This is a genomic window from Clavibacter sp. VKM Ac-2872 (genome assembly GCF_015351105.1).
Lineage (GTDB): Bacteria > Actinomycetota > Actinomycetes > Actinomycetales > Microbacteriaceae > Clavibacter.
The window spans coordinates 797,896-815,755 of record NZ_JADKRR010000001.1; the positions used below are offsets into that span (position 1 = coordinate 797,896).

Sequence of the window (17,860 nt, forward strand, 5' to 3'; positions counted from 1 at the left end):
CTTGAAGTACGTGTATGGCACGAGGTGGAGTGGGCGAAAGAAAGGTCCACTTGAGTCTATTGCCGAATCGGAGGCTCGCCGGAGATTCGAGGGTTTAGTCGCCGAACCAGATCATTGGTTCACTGTAGGTGTCAAGCGCGACGGAGCGAGTGAGTTGGCTGCACCCGAGTTCATCCTCGAGGTCTTGCCTCATGCTGAGTACGTGAAAGTCATATTCGTGGATCAGCACCATACGCAGCGATTCGCATACGGGTTTAGGAATCTGAGTGGGCGCATGTTTATGACAAATGTCAAAGAGAATCGCTACCCTGACGCAGAGCGCTTCCATCCGCTTAATGAATCCGTGTGGTCGGAGTCAATCGTCATTGAGCCGACGGGATACGTCAAAGAGGTCGCTTACGATCTGGTCGAGAAAGAGCGCCACCTGTCGGAGTATCGGGGTGTTGATGTAAGTCCGAACTGGGAGGACGTCCCCGAGTTCGGAGACTGGGAGCGTTTCGGTAAGTTCGACAGGTGAATGTGTTGCACGTAGGCGCGGGTGCCGCGTGGACAGGGTGAATACCTCAACCGCGTAGATGCGGTGTCTTATGTGGTAGTAGCTTCGCGTCCTAATTATGAGCCCGGGCGTCTCCGGTCCGGCATTACATCTGTCGTACGCGGCGCTGAGCGTGGTGGAGGGGCTGGGGGCGTTGATCGCGCCGACGCCGCTGTTCCAGGTGCTGGCGGATGATTCCAGCGGTGCCACGCCGGGGTGGATGCGGGACTTCTCGAAGACGACGCTGGAGAAGCAGCAGCTGATGGTGGACGGGTTCGTCGGCAGCGATGAGCTGTGGCATACGGATCCGGCGCGGGCATGGGGCTCGTTGGCGGTGAACGTGGGGTCGTTGTTGATCCCGGTGGGCGGTGGGGTCGCGGCGGGGGCGAAGGTGGTCTCGGTCGGGGCCAGGGTCGCGTCGGTCGGTGGTCGTGTGGCGGAGGCGGCGGATGCGGCGTCGATCGCGGGGCGTGTGGTGGGTGCCGGTGCGCGGGCGACGGTCGTGGCGGGGTCCGAGATGATCCGGGTCGGGGATCTGATGACGCAGGTGGCGGCGCGGGCCGATGCGCTGGGTCACGCGGCGACGGCCCCGGTGATGAATGCGCTTCGGGATGCGGTGGCTCGTGTGCCGCACGTGGAAGTGGCGGTGCGTCACGTGGTGACTCCGGACGGGTACCGGATCCCGACGTTGCATGTGGAGGTCGGGGACAGTGCGCGTACCCGCGCGATGTCCAACGCGGCGGACGCAGGCGACGCAGCTTCCCATCGTGTGGAGCCGGGAACCGTCCAGGACGGCCACGGAGGCGTCGGCCATGCCGACCACGATCCGGGGGCCGTGCACGAGAACAGTCATCCGGGAGCGGATCCGACCCACGAGCCGAGTGCCCACGATGCCGGTGGCGCGCATGTTCACGAGCATCACGAAGCGTCGAGTGCCCACGCTGGTAATGTCGACGACGTTCCGCGGTGGCTCACGAGGATGCTCGACGACCCCAAAGTCACCGGGCCGTGGCGCAGGATGCTCGAGGGCACCAAGTTCAACTATGAGAATCATCGCTTCTATCCCCACAATGAGGTGCGGCTGGCGGATGGTTCTCGCGTCGACTCGTACATACCTAACGTGGAAATTGTCTCACGCAAGCACTCGCAATTTTCTGACATACTGGATCGCACCGTAAGGGACTATATAGACGAGCTGCGGATCAAATACGCGCCAGGAAAAGAGATAGCGCAAGTCTCCGAATATAGCCGCCGCCCGAGAATCTTCAGTGACGCCAATCGATCTCTTGGTGGTGAAGTATTGGCAGGTAAGAGCGTTTTGGAGATTCCACCACAGGTGCGCGCAATACCCGAAGATCTTCTCCAATATGCGACTCATCGTAATGTTATTATCCGGGATACTAATGGTCATATCTATAACAAGTTGGAGTAGGGGACTGTGAAGCACGTATATGGAACAATGTGGAGCGGCAGCAAGCGGGGGCCGCTTGAGGCCCTGCCGGAGGTGGAAGCTCGTCGCAGATTCGATGGCCTCGTTCCTGAGCCGGATCATTGGTTCTCGGTGGGTGTCAAGCGTGATGAGGCGGGTGATCTGGCTGCCCCGGAGTTCATTCTGGAGATCCTGCCTCATGCGAAGTACGTGAAGGTCATATTCGTCGACCAGCATCACACGCAGCGATTCGCGTATGGGTTCAAGAACATGGAAGGGCGCATGTTCATGACTCATGTCACGGAGAACCGCTACCCTGACGATGAGCGCTTCCATCCGCTGAATGAGACGGTATGGACATCGTCGATGCTCATCAAGCCAACGGGGTACGTCAGGGAGACAGTGTATGACCTCGTCGCGAAGGAGCGCCACCTGTCGGAGTATCGGGATGTGGATGTAAGTCCGAACTGGGAGGATGTCCCTGAGTTCGGGGACTGGGAGCGTTTCGGCAAGTTCGACAGGTAATCGTGGAATATCGGTACGGCACGATATGGAGTGGCAGAAAGCGGGGGCCTCTCGCGGCTCTGACAGAAGCGGAGGCTCGTCGCAGGTTCGACGGTCTCGTCGCCGAGCCCGAGCACTGGTTCTCCGTCGGTGTCAAGCGCGAGGGGGTGAGTGAACTGGCTGCCCCGGAGTTCATCCTGGAGATCCTGCCTCATGCGGAGTATGTGAAGGTCATATTCGTGGACCAGCATCATACGCAGCGATTCGCGTACGGGTTCAGGAATATGGATGGACGCATGTTCATGAGGCATGTCACAGAGAGCCGCTACCCCGACGCAGACCGTTTCCATCCTCTCAACGAATCCGTGTGGTCGGAGTCGATAGTCATCGATCCGACGGGGTACGTGAAGCACGTCGTCTACGACTACTCCGTCAACGAGACGCACCTGTCGGAGTACCGGGACGTCGACGTCCGCGAGAACTGGGAGGACGTTCCCGCGTTCGGCGACTGGGAGCGCTTCGGGGTGTCCGACAGGTGGCGACCCCGCTGCGGATCATGATCGACGAGACCGACGTGATCTGGATGAGCATGGCCCCACCTGCGTGCTGAAGGACATCGATGATCGTGGAGGAGAGAGATGAGCGGATACGAGTACTGCTACCAGTGGTCATTCGCCAGGAGGGTCCCGATGACCGAGCTGACGCGTGACGAAGCGCGGGCGCGGTTCGACGGGCGGAGGCAGGAACCCGACGACTGGTTCTCCGTGGTCGCTCGCTCACAGGAGGGCGCGGCTGCGGGAGCTGTCGACTACGTGCTCGAGGTCACCCCGCACGCGGACTTCATCAACACGTTCCTCTGCGATGAGTGGGGGAGCATCACGCGCATCCACAACTTCCGCCGAGAGCCGGCGGGGATGTTCTTCTTCTGTCGCACCGAGTACACGTATCCGGATGAGGCGCGGCGGTTCTTCCAGCACCAATGGCTGACCGCCGAGACCATCCTCTACAAGCTGGACGGCTCGATGACGCGCCGGCTGAAATCGAAGTCCCGCCCCGGTGTCCAGCAGTAGGAGCACCACGACGTCGACCTCTCCCGCAACTGGGAATCCGTCCCGGAGTTCGAGCAGTGGGATGCGATCGCCCGGTACCGGGGGTAGTCCCGACCGTCGCAGCACGGGCGAGCCGGGTCTCGGAAGCCGGACGTGCCCATGCCACGCCCGCCCCCTCAGCCGTGCAGCGCCGCATCCGCCGGCCCCGTGCGCCACGACGCGAAGCGGGCCGTGAAGCCCGCGCGGGTGGGCGCGCAGCAGAAGGGGCCGGCGGTGACCGCGGCGTCGGGATCCAGCGGCGCGACCCGCACGAGCCGCCACGGCTCGTCGTCGACCCGGGCCCGCACCGTGAGGGCGTCGCCGGAGCGGCTCGCGCGGATCGTGACGAGCCTGCCCGACCAGCCCGGCACCGGGGCGAGCGACCAGTCGGAGACGCCGCGCGTGACGACCGCGCCGAGGCCGTCCTCGCCGTCGCTGCGCTCGACGCCCGCCTTGATCCACGTCTCCGCGTCGACCCGGACGAAGACGCCGGCCTGGTCGAACTGCTCGCGGAGGTCGAGCGTGAACGCCACCTCCACGGCCGATCCCCGCGGCAGCGGTGCGACGAGGGCGTGCTCCGTGTCGTGCACGAAGCCGTAGGCGGTGGTCCGCCAGGCGTCGCTGCCCTCGCGGGCGGTGACCTCCATGCCGTCGTCGTGGATCCGCACGGCCGCAGGCGGGGTGGTCCAGGTGCCGTCGGCCCACGGGATGTCGGCGCGGTCGGGCGCGGGGGAGATGCTCATGCGACGACCGTACGCGGCGGGCGGACCTCACACGGCGAGGAGGAGCCGCACCGCGGCCGACACCTCCGCCATCGCCGGCCGTGCCAGGAGCCCGCGTCCCGTCAGCGGGCGACGGGCCGCGCGTCGCCCAGGAACGGCATGACCGCCTCCGCCCAGTGCGCGTGCATGACGCGATAGGAGAAGCGGTCGCGGACGTGCAGGCGCGTGCCGGAGATGTCGGGGTAGGGCGCGTGGATCACGCCGCGCTCCGGGTCGTCGAGGAGCGCCGTGGCCCCGTTCAGCCGGGAGACCTGGGCCTGCAGGAGCTTCCGGGCGACCATCGGGATCGGCTGGAACCGGTCCATCGGCGGGATCCCCGTGACGACGATGCGACACGCGTCGCCCGCCTGCGCGCGGATGCTCGCGACGATGCCGGCGAGCCGGTCGGTCCACTCCTCGACCGACGTCGCGACGAGCACGTCGGGGATGCCGAGCGCGACCACGGCCAGGTCGAGGGGCGCCGCGGGGCGGGCGGCGATGGCGGCGGCGGCCTTCCGCGCCGTCATGTCGTACGCCGCGATGCTCTCCCACTCCACGCCGCGACCGGTCAGCGCCGCGCGCCGGGCCGCGATCTGGGCGGGCATCGCCATCCCGGCGAGGAGCACGCCGTACCCGGCGACGCCGATGTCGCCGACGAACAGGACGCGCTCGGGATCCGACCCCGGGACGACCGAGACGTCGTCGTGCCGCGGGAAGATCCCGGCCTCCATCTCGCGCATGTAGAGGAGGAGGTGGAGGCGCAGGGTGGGACGCGCCATGGCGGCCACGGCGCCGTGGGCCAGGGGCACCAGCGGCCGCAGCACCGCGCGGGGGACGGACCCCGGCGACGAGCGCCTCACGGGCAGGGCGGGCAATGGGTCCTCGTCTCCGGGTGGGGATGCATTCGGCTCCCTGGAAGGGTACGCGGCGGCGGCGGCGGCGCCGACCCCCGTCCGGGGGTCGGGCTCATCGCGCCCGCCCGTAGGCTCGTCGCATGCAGAGCCTCTTCCCCGAGATCGACCCATACGACACCGGCATGCTCGACGTGGGGGACGGCCAGCTCCTCCACTGGGAGGTCTCGGGGAACCCGGCCGGGATCCCCGTCGTCTTCCTGCACGGCGGTCCCGGCGGGGGCACGAGCCCCACGCATCGGCGCCTGTTCGACCCGGCCCGCTACCGCATCGTCCTCGTCGACCAGCGCGGCTGCGGCCGGAGCACGCCGCACGTCTCCACCCCCGAGGCCGACCTCTCCGTCAACACCACGTGGCACCTCGTGGCCGACCTCGAGCGGCTGCGCGAGCGCGTGGGGGTGGAGCGCTGGCTGGTGTTCGGCGGATCCTGGGGCTCGACCCTCGCGCTCGCCTACGCCGAGACGCACCCGTCGCGGGTGACGGGCCTCATCCTCCGCGGCATCTTCACGCTGCGCGCGACCGAGCTCGACTGGTTCTACGAGGGGCCGGCCGGCATGGTCTACCCCGACGGCTGGGAGGCGTTCACGGCTCCCGTGCCCGGCGTGGAGCGCGGCGGGATCATCGCGGCGTACGCGCGGCTCCTCGCGGATCCCGACCCCGCGGTGCACGGGCCGGCCGCGGTCGCGTGGTCCACCTGGGAGGCCTCGGGCATCACGCTGCTGCCGAAGCCCGAGGTGGTGGCGCGGTTCGCGGAGCCGACGTACGCGCTCGCGTTCGCGCGCATCGAGAACCACTACTTCATGCACGGCGGCTGGATGGAGGACGGCCAGCTGATCCGCGACGCGCACCTGCTGCGCGGGATCCCGACCGAGATCGTGCAGGGCCGCTACGACATGTGCACGCCGGCCGTCACCGCGTGGGACCTGCACCGGGCGCTGCCCGAGGCGCGCTTCACGATGGTCCCGGACGCCGGGCACGCCTTCGACGAGCCGGGCATCCTCGACGCGCTCATCCAGGCGACCGAGCGCGCGGCGGACCGCCTGACGGCCTAGCGGCCGACCAGCGCGGGGGATCCGTGGACAGCCGGCTGCGCGAGCGTCGCCGCGGGAGCCGCCGCGGGCGCGCCCACGCCGCTGAGGATGTCGAGCGCGCGCCGCAGCCGGGTGCTGGAGGTGTGCATCGTGTACGGGAAGTACACGACCTCCACGCCGACGGCCGCGAACTCGGCCTCCAGGCGCTCGCCCTTCGCGGTGCCGCGCCAGTCGTCGCCCTTGAAGAAGACGTCGAAGCCGACCTCGCGCCAGGTGTCCAGCTTGTCCGGCAGCGTCTCGGCGCGGGCCTGGTCGACGTAGCTGATGTGGCTCACGATCTCGAGGCGCTCGGCGAGCGGCACCACGGGCGTGATGCCCTTGTTGAGCTCGAGCATCTCGTCGGAGACGACGCCCGCGATGAGGACGTCGCAGCGGCTCTTGGCGTGCTTGAGGATGTTGAGGTGCCCGACGTGGAAGAGGTCGAAGGCACCGGCGGCGTAGCCGATTCGGGTCATGGCGCACGTGTCTCGGGTCGTCCGCGTTCCGGGCGCGGGGACGCGCGGATGCGGGATCGGGTGCAGCCCGGTGCGGGTACGCCGGGCGGGGGTCTCCTGCTCCTCGCGACGCGGGTACGTCGGCCGCCCTGGGTGGGGGCGACGGGGAGCGGGTGGACCCGCGGCGATCTTACGGGCGACCCGGCCGGCCGCGGAAGCGGGATACCCGAACGGGGGGCATCCCGCTGATCCAGGGGGCGCGGGAGGCGCGCCCCCGTCATGACCTCCGTTCGGGGGGCACAACAGGCTGGTGCTGGGTTACATTCAACGAACCCCACCCGTCTGGTGGGTTTTCATCAGCCTGTCTGACGGATCGATCCGAGCGAGGACCCGCCCGCATGCGCCACCGCACCCCATCCACCCGATCCGCGCCCCGCCGCACCGCGCAGCACCTCGCGCCCGCATCGCGCCCCGCACGCGGCCGCCACCTGGTGGCCCTCGCCGTCGCGATCGGCCTGGCGGTGCCCGCCGCCCTCGTCGCCCCGCAGACCGCGGGCGCCGCCACGGGTCAGGACCTCGCCGCAGGCAGCCCGGTCTTCTCCGACTCCTTCACCCGCAGCGCGACCGGGGGCTGGGGCCAGGCCGCCGGCGCCGCCGCGTACTCCTACGACGGCGTCTCGGCCTTCCGCGCCAACGGCGGGCAGGGCGTCATCGACCTCTCCCGGGCCGGCAGCGCGGCCTCGGCCGCCGTCCCCGTGGCGGCGCCCGTCGACAGCGAGACCACCGCGCGCGTGCTCATCCCGCGCGTCCCCGCGCAGGGCAACGGCGTCTACGCGGGAGTCCAGCAGCGGGTGGCGGGCTCCTCCTACTACCAGTCGAGCGTGCGGGTCGACAGCGCGGGCGACGCGCGGCTCTCGGTCGTCCGCGTCACCGGATCCACCGCGGCGCAGACCACCGTGGTCGGCGACACCGTCGTCGCCCGGGGCGTCACGCCCGGCCGCGTGGTGGTCATCCAGTCGCGCGTCTCCGGATCCACCGCGGTCGCGATCGACGCCCGCGCGTGGGTGGACGGCCAGGCCGTCCCCGGATGGCAGGCCGCCGCCGTCGACACGAGCGCGTCCCGCCTCGCCTCGGGGACGGGCACGCGCCTGTGGTCGTACCTCTCGAAGTCGTCCGGGCCGCAGGCGATCGCGTTCGACGACGTGGCGGTCCGGCCGCTGACGGCGCCGAGCACGGCTCCCGCGCCGGCCCCGACGCCCGCCCCGACGACCCCGGCTCCCGCCCCGGCCCCCGGCACCGGCACGGGATCCGGTTCCGGCTCCGGTTCCGGCTCCTCCGACGCCGAGCGGGGCGTCTCCCGCGGCGACGCGCGCGCGGGCTCGGGCTCCGCGGCCGTCGGATCCACCTCCTACGGCGTCCCCGCCGACGCGGTGTTCGTCGCGCCGACCGGTTCGAACGCCGGGGCCGGGTCGAAGTCGGCCCCGTACGCCACCATCCAGAAGGCCGTCGACGCGGCCCCCGCCGGGCGCACCGTCGTCGTCCGCGCCGGCACGTACCACGAGTCGGTGGTGATGCCGCAGGGCAAGGCCCTCACGCTGCAGTCGTACCCGGGCGAGAAGGTGTGGCTCGACGGCAGCCGGCAGGTGTCCTCGTGGACGGCATCCGGATCCGCCCGCTACGCGAGCGGCTGGACCGTCGCGTTCGACGCGAGCCCCACCTACACGCGCGGCAAGCCCGACGGCACCGCGACCGGCTGGCAGTTCGTGAACCCGGCCTACCCGATGGCCGCGCACCCCGACCAGGTGTGGATCGGGCAGCAGGCCCAGAAGCAGGTCGCCTCGCGCGCCGAGCTCGCCGCCGGCACGTTCTTCGTGGACACCGCGGCCGACCGCCTCTACCTCGGATCCGACCCGGGCAGCCAGCCGGTGCGCTCGAGCGACCTCGTGCAGGCGCTCAGCGTCCGCGGCGACGGCAGCACGGTGCGCGGCATCGGCATCCGCCGGTACGCGCCCTCGGTGCCGGACCTCGGCGCGGTCGTCGTGCAGGCCAGGAACGTCACGGTCGAGAACCTCGTGATCACCGACAACGCCACCACGGGCATCTCGATCACGGCGACCGGCGCGAAGGCGACCGCGCTCACCGTCGCCCGCAACGGCATGCTCGGGATGCACGCGAACTACGCCGACGGGCTGCGCGCCTCGCGGCTGCTCGTCGCCGACAACAACACCGAGCGGTTCAACCGGGCGCCCGTGTCCGGCGGGTTCAAGATCACCCGCAGCCGCGACGTGGACGTGACCGACAGCGCGATCCTCCGCAACGCCGGCAACGGCCTGTGGTTCGACGAGTCGGTGTACGACGCGAACGTCACGGGGAACGACGTGATGGACAACACCGGATCGGGCGTCGCCTTCGAGCTGTCGGCGACCATCGCGATCGTGGACAACGTGGTGGCCCGCAACGGCGAGGAGGGCGTCTGGATCGACGACACCGGCCACGTGGACATCTGGAACAACACGTTCGTCGCCAACGACCGGAACATCGACATCTCGCAGGGCACGCGCCGCGCGTCGAACCTCGCGACGCCCGGCCACGACCCGCGCCAGAAGCTGCCGGACCCCACCGTGACGTGGGTGGTGACCGACATCGACATCGCGAACAACGTGATGCAGGGATCCACCGGCAACGCCGTGCTGGCCGTCGAGGACCACTCGCACCAGCGCTCGGCCGGGCAGATGGGCATCACGACCTCCGGCAACGTGTACCAGCGCGACGCCGGGAACCGCCCCGGCTGGGCTGTGATCTGGTCGCGCGGCGCCGGCGACCCGGCCGTCTACGGATCCGTGCAGGCGTTCAGCGCGGCGACCGGCAACGACCGCACCGCCCTCGCGATCGACGGGCGCCCGGTCGTGGGCTCGGGCTTCCGGCTCACCGACGAGGTGCGCCGCGTCGAGACCCAGGTGGCCGTGCCGCTCATCGGCCAGGTGGCGGGCCTCATCGGCTGGCTGACCGGCGCGCGCGAGCTCGGGGCCGACGTGGGCTGATCCCGCGCGCGTGACAGGACGGGCCGATCCCCTCAGGGGTCGGCCCGTCCGTCGTGTGCGGGCGTCCCCGCGCGGGGGCGCCGGTGCTGCCGCCGGTAGGGGCGCCGGTAGGCCGGGAGGCGGCGTCAGGGCGGCGACCAGTGCGGCATCCGGCGGGATGAGTACGACTACTGGCCCCTGCGCCGCGACCGGCGAGCGGCCGCGACGGAACCTGGGATGGCACCACGAGCCCGTCCCCGGACGGGCATCCACCGCCATCCGCCGCACACGCAAGGACCGTCCCATGAACGGCACGTCCCGCTCCACCGTCCGCCCCCGGCACGCGATCGTGCTCGCGGTCGCCGCCGGGCTCGTCCTGCCCGCCGCGCTCGTCGCCGCCGGTCCCGCTGCCGCTGCGGGCGGCCAGGACCTGGTCGCGGGCGCCCCGGTCTTCTCCGACGCGTTCACGCGCAGCGCGACCGGCGGCTGGGGCACGGCCCCCGGATCCGCGGCGTACGCGTGCGACCTGCCGTCGGCCTTCCGGGTCAACGGGACGCAGGGTGTCGTCGACCTGCCGCGCTCCGGTGCCTCCGTCTCCGCCACGCTGCCCGCCGCGGTCTCCGCCGACGCCGAGGCGACGATGAAGGTGATGCTGCCGCGGATCCCGGCCGCGGGCGGCGGCGTCTACGCGGGCCTGCAGCAGCGGGTGACCGGCTCGTCGTACTACCAGACGAGCGTCCGCGTCGACCCGGCGGGGGATGCCCGGCTGTCCGTCGTGCGGGTCAACGGATCCACGGCCGCGCAGACCACCGTGGTGGGCGACGTCGTGGTGGCGCGCGGCGTGCTGCCGGGGAAGGTGCTCACCGTGCAGTCGCGCGTCTCGGGCTCGTCCGCGGTCGCCGTGGACGCCCGGGTCTGGCCGCAGGGCGCCGCCGTGCCCGCGTGGCAGGCGACCGCGGTCGATGCGAGCGCCGCCCGTCTCGTCTCGGGATCCGCGACCCGCGTCTGGTCGTACCTCTCCTCGTCGTCGCCCACGCAGGCCGTCGCGTTCGACGACGTCACGGTCCGTCCGCTCACGAAGGCGGCATCGCCCACGCCCACGCCCACGCCGACGCCGACGCCCACGCCCACGCCCACGCCGACCCCGACGCCTACTCCGACTCCGACCGCCCCCGCGCCGACCTCGTCCGACCCGGAGCAGACCGTGCCCCGCGGCGACGCGCGCCCCGGGACGGGATCCGGCGCCGCCGCGGTCGGTACCACGACCTACCCGGCGCCCGCCGACGGCGTCTACGCGTCGCCCACCGGCTCGAACGCCGCCGCGGGCACGAAGGCGTCCCCGTACGCGAGCATCCAGAAGGCCGTCGATGCCGCCCCGTCGGGACGCACGATCGTCGTCCGCGCCGGCACCTACCGCGAGACCGTCGTGATGCCCGCGGGCAAGGCGCTCACGCTGCAGTCGTACCCGGGTGAGGCCGTCTGGCTCGACGGGAGCCGCACGCTGACCTCGTGGACCGCATCCGGATCCACCCGCTACGCCGCCGGCTGGGACGTGACCTTCGACGCGAGCCCCACCTACACGCGCGGCGCGCCCGACGGCACGCGGGAGGGCTGGGCGTTCGTGGACCCGGCCCGTCCGATGGCCGCGCACCCCGACCAGGTCTGGATCGGCCAGGCCGCCCAGCGGCAGGTCGCGTCGCTCGCGCAGGTGACCGCGGGCACGTTCTTCGTCGACACGGCAGCCGACCGCCTCCACCTCGGCTCGGATCCGGCCGGCCAGACCGTGCGCGCCAGCGACCGCGTCAGCGCCCTCGCAGTCCGCGGCGACGGCAGCACCGTGCGGGGCATCGGCGTCCGCCGGTACGCGCCGTCCGTCCCCGACATGGGCGCGGTCGTCGTCACGGGCCGGAACGTGACCCTCGCGGACGTCGCGATCACCGACACCGCGACCACGGGCCTCTCGGTCCAGTCCACGGACGTGACCCTGCGGGCGGTGACCTCGGCGCGCAACGGCATGCTCGGGATCCACGCCAACTACGCCGACCGGCTCCGCGCCTCGCAGCTGCTCGTCGCGGACGACAACACCGAGGGCTTCAACCGGGCGCCGGTCTCGGGCGGGTTCAAGATCACCCGCAGCCGCGACGTGGACGTGGTCGACAGCGCGTTCCTCCGCAGCGCCGGCAACGGCCTCTGGTTCGACGAGTCGGTCTACGACGCGACGGTGGCGGGGAACGACGTGCTCGCGAACACGGGCGGCGGCGTCGTGTTCGAGCTCTCCGCGCAGCTCGCGTTCGTGGACAACGTCGTCGCCGGGAACGGCGCCGCCGGCCTCTGGATCGACGACTCCGGCCACGCGCAGGTCTGGGCCAACACCTTCTCCGCCAACACGCGGGATGTCGACATCGCGCAGGGCACCCGGCGCGCGGCGAACCTGGGGGAGGCGGGCCACGACCCGCGGCAGCAGCTGCCGGATCCCACGGTCACCTGGATCGTCACCGACATCACCGTCGCCGACAACGTGATGCAGGGCAGCACCGGCAACGCGCTGCTCGCGGTGGAGGACCACTCGCACGAGCGCTCCGCCACGCAGATGGGGATCACGACCGCGGGCAACGTCTACCAGCGCGACGTCGCCTCGAGCCCGAGGTGGGCCATCGTGTGGGCCCGCGGTCCCGGCGACCCGGCCGTCCACGACACGGTCGGGGCGTTCACCGGGGCCACGGGGAACGACCGCACGAGCCTCGACGTCGTGGGCCGGAAGGTGCTCGGATCCGGCTGGCGGCTCACGACCGAGATCCAGGCGCAGCAGGGGGCGGTCGCCGTCGCGGTGCCCGCCGCGGTCGCGACGCTGCGCGGGGTGGCCACCGGCGCCCGCGTGCTGGGGGCGGCGGTCGGCTGAGGACGGCCGGAGCGCGGTCGGGGGACATCCGTCCCCCGAAGGGGGAGGGGCGACGGGGCACAGGCTGCGTTTAGCATTGCCACCGTCACCACCCGCTGTTCACCCGTCGTACCCGCGATGGACGCTCCCGGACGAGGCCCACCCAGCCCGTCCGTCCCGGAGCCGTGGACCTGACGAGGTCTTCCCGGACCTCGACGCACCCCGCATCACCCACCTGTCACCCGAAACGCAGGCACACACCCGATGAACCCGTCATCGGCGCTGGACCGAGCCCGTCGGCCGCGCCTCCCCGCCCCCACCCGATCCCCCCGCACCCTCCGACCGCTCGACGCGCTGCCCGGCACGCGATGAGCACCACGAGGAACCGTCCCGCGACCCGGGGCGAGCGCATCCGCCTGCGCACCGAGCGGCGCTCGGCGCACCGCCCGATCATCGGATCCGGCGTCGCGCCCGCCGTCCCCGCCGTCCCCTCGGGCCGCCGCTGGGCACGCGACTACCGCACCCGCCTCATCGCGAGCGACTACGCGATCATCATCGTCACCGTCCTCGTCGCCCAGCTCACGCGCTTCGGCACGGGCGACGCGGCGGTCGACGCCGGCTCGATGCAGCTCGACTACGGCGTCGTCTCGGTGATCGTCGTGGCCGCGTGGATCGCCGTGCTCGGCGCGTTCCGCACCCGCGACGCCCGCATCGTGGGCGTCGGCGTCGCCGAGTACAAGCGGGTCGTCAACGCGTCGGCGATCACGTTCGGCGCGCTCGCGATCGGCTTCCTGCTCCTCAAGGTCGACATCGCCCGCGGCTACGTCGTGATGGCGTTCCCGCTCGGCGTCGTCGCGCTGCTCGTCGCCCGGTGGAGCTGGCGGCAGTGGCTCATCCGCCGCCGGATCCACGGCGCGCACCTCTCCCGCGTCGTGGTCGTGGGCGCCCGGGCCGACGTCGAGGACGTGGCCGCGCAGATCCTGCTGCGCCCCGCCTCCGGCTACACGGTGGTGGGCGTCGCGATCGACGAGCACCTCGCCGGCCTCGAGGTCGCCGGGCGCACGATCCCCGTCGTCTCCGACCTCGGATCCGTCGCCGCGGCCGCCGCCCGCACCGCCGCGGACGCCGTCATCGTCGCCAGCCAGCCGCGCGCCGGCAGCAACGCCGTCCGCACGCTCGGCTGGGAGCTCGAGGGCTCGTCGATCGAGCTCGTGCTCGCGTCGCGCCTCACGGACGTCGCCGGCCCGCGGATCCACTTCCGTCCTGTCGAGGGCCTCCCGCTCATCCACGTGGAGATCCCGCAGTTCGAGGGCGGGAAGCACGTGATGAAGCGCGCCCTCGACATCGCGGTGGCCGGCCTCGCGCTCGTCGTGCTCGCGCCGGCGATGCTCCTCATCGCGGGCATCGTCCGCATCGACAGCCCGGGCGGCGCCCTCTTCCGCCAGCAGCGCGTGGGGAAGTCCGGCCGGGAGTTCCTCATGCTCAAGTTCCGCTCGATGCGGGTGAGCGCCGAGGCGGAGCTCGCGGCGCTGGCGGAGGCGAACGAGGGATCCGGGCCGCTCTTCAAGATGCGGAGCGACCCGCGCGTGACCCGCGTCGGCGCCGTGCTCCGCCGCCACTCGCTCGACGAGCTGCCGCAGCTGTGGAACATCCTCGTCGGCGACATGAGCCTGGTGGGCCCGCGCCCGCCGCTGCGCACCGAGGTGCAGGGCTACGAGAGCCACGTGCACCGCCGTCTGTTCATCAAGCCCGGCCTCACGGGCATGTGGCAGGTGAACGGCCGGAGCGACCTGAGCTGGGACGAGAGCGTCCGGCTCGACCTGTACTACGTCGAGAACTGGTCCCTGACCGGCGACGTGATGATCATGTGGCGCACCTTCCGGGTGCTCACCCGACCCGTAGGGGCGTACTGAAATGTCTGTGATCGAACCGCGTCGACTCCGCATCGCCATGGTCGGGACCCGCGGGGTCCCCGCCGCCTACGGCGGATTCGAGACCGCCATCGAGGAGATCGGGCAGCGCCTCGCCGCCCGCGGCCACGACGTCACCGTCTACTGCCGCTCCACGAAGCGCGCGCGTCCCCGCACCCACCTCGGCATGACGCTCGTGCACCTGCCCGCGCTCAAGACCAAGTCGATCGAGACGCTCAGCCACACCGCGCTGTCCGCGATCCACCTGGCCCTCGGGAAGCGCCAGGACGCGGCCTTCGTGTTCAACGCCGCCAACGCGCCGTTCGTCCCCCTCATCCGCTCGCGCGGCACGGCCACGGCCGTGCACGTCGACGGCCTCGAGTGGAAGCGCGGCAAGTGGGGCCGCATGGGCAAGAAGTACTACCGCGTGGCCGAGCAGATGGCCGTGAAGAACGCGGACGCGCTCATCTCGGACGCGCAGGGCATCGCCGACTACTACGACCACGAGTTCGGGATCCCCACGGAGCTCCTCACCTACGGCGCCAACATCCTGCGCGACCCCGCCAGCGACCGCCTCGCCGAGCTCGGCCTCGAGCCCGGCCAGTACCACCTCGTCGTCGCGCGCTTCGAGCCGGAGAACCACGTCGACGTCATCGTCGACGGGTACACGGCCTCGAACGCGAAGCTGCCGCTCGTCGTCGTCGGATCCGCGCCGTACTCCGCCGCGTACACCGACCGCATCGAGCAGGTCGCCACCGCCGACCCGCGCATCCAGCGCCTCGGCGGGGTGTGGGACCAGGAGCAGCTCGACCAGCTCTACGCCCACGCGCTCACCTACGTCCACGGCCACTCGGTCGGCGGCACCAACCCGTCGCTGCTGCGCGCCATGGGCGCCGCGACCGCGACGCTCGCCCACGACAACGTGTTCAACCGCGACGTGCTCGGCGAGGACGGCCGCTTCTGGTCGGACGCCGCCGGTGTCGCCGCGCTCGTCGAGGGCGCCGAGGCGAACGCGGACGAGGCCGTCGCGATCGGCCGCCGCCTGCAGGAGCGCGCCGAGGAGACCTACGACTGGGACGCCATCGCCGACGGCTACGAGGAGCTCGCGGCACGCATGACCCGCGGCTACTCGACGCACGGGATGAGCCGCGGGATCCGGTCGGCCACCCGCTGGGAGCCGGAGCTGCGCGCGAGCGACGCGAGCCGCACGTCCTTCCTCCTCGAGGAGAGCCGATGACCGCCGCCGCCGATCCGCGCGCCGAGTCCTACCTCGACGTCGTCCGCCGCCTGGCGAGCGCGCAGAAGAAGGCCGCCCGCGGCGCGCCCGCGTACTCGATCCGCGTCAACCGGCCGGCCGGGCGCCTGCTCGCCGCGTGGGCGTACCGCCAGGGGCTGACCCCGAACCAGGTGACCGCGATCAGCGCCGCCTTCACGTTCACGGGCATCGCCCTGATCGCGCTCGTGCAGCCCGCCGCCTGGCTCGGCATCGCCGTGTGGCTGCTGCTCGCGGTGGGCTACGCGTTCGACTCGGCCGACGGCCAGGTCGCGCGCCTCCGCGGCGGCGGCTCGCTCTCGGGGGAGTGGCTCGACCACGTCGTGGACTGCATCAAGATCTCGTCGCTGCACCTCGCGGTGCTCGTGTCGATGTTCCGCTGGCCCGCCACGGACTCCGACGCATGGCTGCTCGTGCCCGTCGTCTACGCGATCGTCGCGGCCGCGAGCTTCTTCGCGATGATCCTCAACGACCAGCTCAAGCGCGTGCACCAGGTCACGGGCGCCACGGCCCCCGACGCCGGCCGCTCCACCCTGCTGCGCTCGCTGCTCGTGATCCCCACCGACTACGGCTTCCTCTGCATCGTGTTCGCGCTGCTCGGCGCCCCGGTCGTCTTCCTCGCGGTCTACGCGCTGATGATGCTGGCGAACGCCGGGCACCTCGCCCTCGCGTCGGTCAAGTGGTTCCGCGACATGGGCGCGCTCGACGCGCGCCGTGCCGAGCCCGCTGCGGCGGCGTCCGCGCCGTCCGCCGCCGGTGCCGCCCGGATGACCGCGTGACCGCGTTCGCCGGCGCGGAGCACGCGCTCGCCGCGGCCGTCGAGGAGGGCGCCGACCTCCGCGGCCGCACGATCCTCGTCGCGCACCCGAGCGCCGAGCTCTACGGATCCGACCGCGTGCTGCTCGAGAGCGTCGCGGGCCTCGTCGCCGCGGGCGCCCGCACCGTCGTGACCCTGCCGTCCGACGGCCCGCTCGTCGCCGCGCTCACGGGCGTCGGCGCGGTCGTGCACCACGCGCCCACGCCCGTGCTGCGGAAGGCGATGCTGCGTCCGCGCGGCTTCGCGGCCCTCGTCGGCCAGTCCGTCCGCGGCCTGTCCGCGGGCCTCGGCCTCGTGCGCCGCACGCGCCCGGACGCCGTATATGTCAACACCGTCACCATCCCGCTCTGGATCCTCGTCGGCCGCCTCGCCGGCCGCCCGGTCCTCGCCCACGTGCACGAGGCGGAGGGATCCGCGTCGCGTGCCGTCGGCACCGCGCTCGCCCTGCCGCTCGCGCTCGCCACGCGCGTGGTCGCGAACAGCCGCTACAGCGTCGACGTGCTCGGCCGCGCCCTCCCGCGGGTCGCGCGCCGCGCCGAGGTCGTCCACAACGGCGTGCCCGGCCCCGCCGAGGTCACCCCGGCGCGCGCCGCGCTCGACGGGGGCCTCCGGGTCCTCTACGTCGGCCGGCTCTCCGACCGCAAGGGCGTGGACGTCGCCGTCGAGGCGATCGTGGAGCTCCGCGACCGCGGCGTGCCGGCGACCCTCGACATCGTGGGCGCCGTCTTCCCCGGCTACGAGGCCTACGAGGAGCAGCTGCGCACGACCATCCGCGTGCTCGGCCTCGACGACCGGATCACGATGCACGGCTTCCACGCCGACGTCACCCCGTTCATGGCCGCCGCCGACGCGTGCGTCGTCCCCTCCCGGGTGGACGAGCCGTTCGGCAACACGGCCGTCGAGGCGCTGCTGGCCGCGCGGCCCGTCGTGGTCAGCGACACCTCCGGCCTCCGCGAGGCCGCGGGCGGATACGAGTCGGCGCAGCTGGTGCCGCCCTCGGATCCGGCCGCCCTCGCGGACGCCCTCCAGTCCATCGCGGCGGACTGGGACGCGTACCGCGCCCGGGCCGCCCGCGATCGCTTCCGCGCCGAGCACCGGCACGGACCCGAGCTCTACCGGCAGCGCATCGCGCGGTCGGTGGGCACGATGCTCACGCCCACGAGGCGCGTCGGCAGCCCCCGACCGGCCAGCACCCGCTGACCACCGGCA

At 71.8% G+C, this 17,860-nt stretch carries 15 protein-coding genes; 12 read left to right on the plus strand and 3 right to left on the minus strand.

The features are described from left to right. Position 1: 1 nt before the first annotated feature. From ITJ40_RS03900 to ITJ40_RS03920, 5 genes are all read left to right on the plus strand, one after another. Positions 2-517 carry a hypothetical protein gene (locus tag ITJ40_RS03900; RefSeq protein ID WP_194665832.1) on the plus strand — a complete coding sequence of 172 codons (516 nt, stop codon included), beginning with the start codon at positions 2-4 and terminating at the stop codon, positions 515-517. Between the two features lie 97 nt (positions 518-614). Beyond that, a complete protein-coding gene (locus ITJ40_RS03905) occupies positions 615-1,967 on the plus strand; it encodes a hypothetical protein (RefSeq protein ID WP_194665833.1) in 1,353 nt (450 codons plus the stop codon). A 6-nt stretch (positions 1,968-1,973) separates the two neighbouring features. Continuing rightward, on the plus strand, positions 1,974-2,489 hold the full coding sequence (locus tag ITJ40_RS03910; protein ID WP_194665834.1) for a hypothetical protein: 516 nt from the start codon (positions 1,974-1,976) through the stop codon (positions 2,487-2,489). Positions 2,490-2,491: 2 nt separating this feature from the next. After that, positions 2,492-3,028 (plus strand): hypothetical protein, encoded by a 537-nt coding sequence (locus tag ITJ40_RS03915; protein WP_194665835.1) that lies wholly within the window; start codon positions 2,492-2,494, stop codon positions 3,026-3,028. A 129-nt stretch (positions 3,029-3,157) separates the two neighbouring features. Then, on the plus strand, positions 3,158-3,538 hold the full coding sequence (locus ITJ40_RS03920; protein WP_194665836.1) for a hypothetical protein: 381 nt from the start codon (positions 3,158-3,160) through the stop codon (positions 3,536-3,538). Between the two features lie 155 nt (positions 3,539-3,693). On the opposite strand, the gene ITJ40_RS03925 is transcribed toward ITJ40_RS03920, so the two are convergent. After that, positions 3,694-4,299 (minus strand): DUF1349 domain-containing protein, encoded by a 606-nt coding sequence (locus ITJ40_RS03925; protein ID WP_194665837.1) that lies wholly within the window; start codon positions 4,297-4,299, stop codon positions 3,694-3,696. 101 nt (positions 4,300-4,400) lie between these two features. Then, positions 4,401-5,192, minus strand: a complete 792-nt coding sequence (locus tag ITJ40_RS03930; RefSeq protein ID WP_194665838.1) for a GDSL-type esterase/lipase family protein — start codon at positions 5,190-5,192, stop codon at positions 4,401-4,403. Positions 5,193-5,311: 119 nt separating this feature from the next. On the opposite strand from ITJ40_RS03930, the gene pip reads away from it, so the two are divergent. Next, positions 5,312-6,280 (plus strand): prolyl aminopeptidase, encoded by a 969-nt coding sequence (gene pip, locus ITJ40_RS03935; RefSeq protein WP_194665839.1) that lies wholly within the window; start codon positions 5,312-5,314, stop codon positions 6,278-6,280. Here the strand turns inward: pip and ITJ40_RS03940 are convergent. Next, the gene (locus tag ITJ40_RS03940) at positions 6,277-6,774 is read right to left on the minus strand and encodes an adenylyltransferase/cytidyltransferase family protein (protein WP_194665840.1); all 498 of its coding nucleotides are present in this window, start codon (positions 6,772-6,774) and stop codon (positions 6,277-6,279) included. The genes pip and ITJ40_RS03940 overlap by 4 nt on opposite strands. A gap of 377 nt (positions 6,775-7,151) precedes the next feature. On the opposite strand from ITJ40_RS03940, the gene ITJ40_RS03945 reads away from it, so the two are divergent. The 6 genes from ITJ40_RS03945 (at position 7,152) to ITJ40_RS03970 (ending at position 17,851) form a co-directional block, all read left to right on the plus strand. Continuing rightward, on the plus strand, positions 7,152-9,794 hold the full coding sequence (locus ITJ40_RS03945; RefSeq protein WP_194665841.1) for a right-handed parallel beta-helix repeat-containing protein: 2,643 nt from the start codon (positions 7,152-7,154) through the stop codon (positions 9,792-9,794). A gap of 283 nt (positions 9,795-10,077) precedes the next feature. Continuing rightward, the gene (locus tag ITJ40_RS03950) at positions 10,078-12,672 is read left to right on the plus strand and encodes a right-handed parallel beta-helix repeat-containing protein (protein WP_194665842.1); all 2,595 of its coding nucleotides are present in this window, start codon (positions 10,078-10,080) and stop codon (positions 12,670-12,672) included. Between the two features lie 347 nt (positions 12,673-13,019). Beyond that, positions 13,020-14,564, plus strand: coding sequence for a sugar transferase (locus ITJ40_RS03955; RefSeq protein WP_194665843.1), 1,545 nt, complete (start codon positions 13,020-13,022; stop codon positions 14,562-14,564). Between the two features lies 1 nt (position 14,565). Continuing rightward, positions 14,566-15,798: a DUF1972 domain-containing protein gene (locus tag ITJ40_RS03960; RefSeq protein ID WP_194665844.1), complete on the plus strand. Its 1,233-nt coding sequence runs from the start codon at positions 14,566-14,568 to the stop codon at positions 15,796-15,798. Next, positions 15,795-16,613: a CDP-alcohol phosphatidyltransferase family protein gene (locus ITJ40_RS03965; RefSeq protein ID WP_194665845.1), complete on the plus strand. Its 819-nt coding sequence runs from the start codon at positions 15,795-15,797 to the stop codon at positions 16,611-16,613. The genes ITJ40_RS03960 and ITJ40_RS03965 overlap by 4 nt, the downstream gene beginning before the upstream one ends. Beyond that, on the plus strand, positions 16,610-17,851 hold the full coding sequence (locus ITJ40_RS03970; RefSeq protein WP_194665846.1) for a glycosyltransferase family 4 protein: 1,242 nt from the start codon (positions 16,610-16,612) through the stop codon (positions 17,849-17,851). Before ITJ40_RS03965 ends, ITJ40_RS03970 begins: the two co-directional genes overlap by 4 nt. Positions 17,852-17,860: the final 9 nt, after the last annotated feature.

Coding starts and splice junctions, on each gene's coding strand:
- ITJ40_RS03905 (WP_194665833.1), top strand. CDS start 615: ATGAGCCCGGGCGTCTCCGGTCCGGCATTACATCTGTCGTACGCGGCG.
- ITJ40_RS03920 (WP_194665836.1), top strand. CDS start 3,158: ATGACCGAGCTGACGCGTGACGAAGCGCGGGCGCGGTTCGACGGGCGG.
- ITJ40_RS03925 (WP_194665837.1), bottom strand. CDS start 4,299: ATGAGCATCTCCCCCGCGCCCGACCGCGCCGACATCCCGTGGGCCGAC.
- pip (WP_194665839.1), top strand. CDS start 5,312: ATGCAGAGCCTCTTCCCCGAGATCGACCCATACGACACCGGCATGCTC.
- ITJ40_RS03940 (WP_194665840.1), bottom strand. CDS start 6,774: ATGACCCGAATCGGCTACGCCGCCGGTGCCTTCGACCTCTTCCACGTC.
- ITJ40_RS03945 (WP_194665841.1), top strand. CDS start 7,152: ATGCGCCACCGCACCCCATCCACCCGATCCGCGCCCCGCCGCACCGCG.
- ITJ40_RS03950 (WP_194665842.1), top strand. CDS start 10,078: ATGAACGGCACGTCCCGCTCCACCGTCCGCCCCCGGCACGCGATCGTG.
- ITJ40_RS03955 (WP_194665843.1), top strand. CDS start 13,020: ATGAGCACCACGAGGAACCGTCCCGCGACCCGGGGCGAGCGCATCCGC.
- ITJ40_RS03960 (WP_194665844.1), top strand. CDS start 14,566: ATGTCTGTGATCGAACCGCGTCGACTCCGCATCGCCATGGTCGGGACC.
- ITJ40_RS03965 (WP_194665845.1), top strand. CDS start 15,795: ATGACCGCCGCCGCCGATCCGCGCGCCGAGTCCTACCTCGACGTCGTC.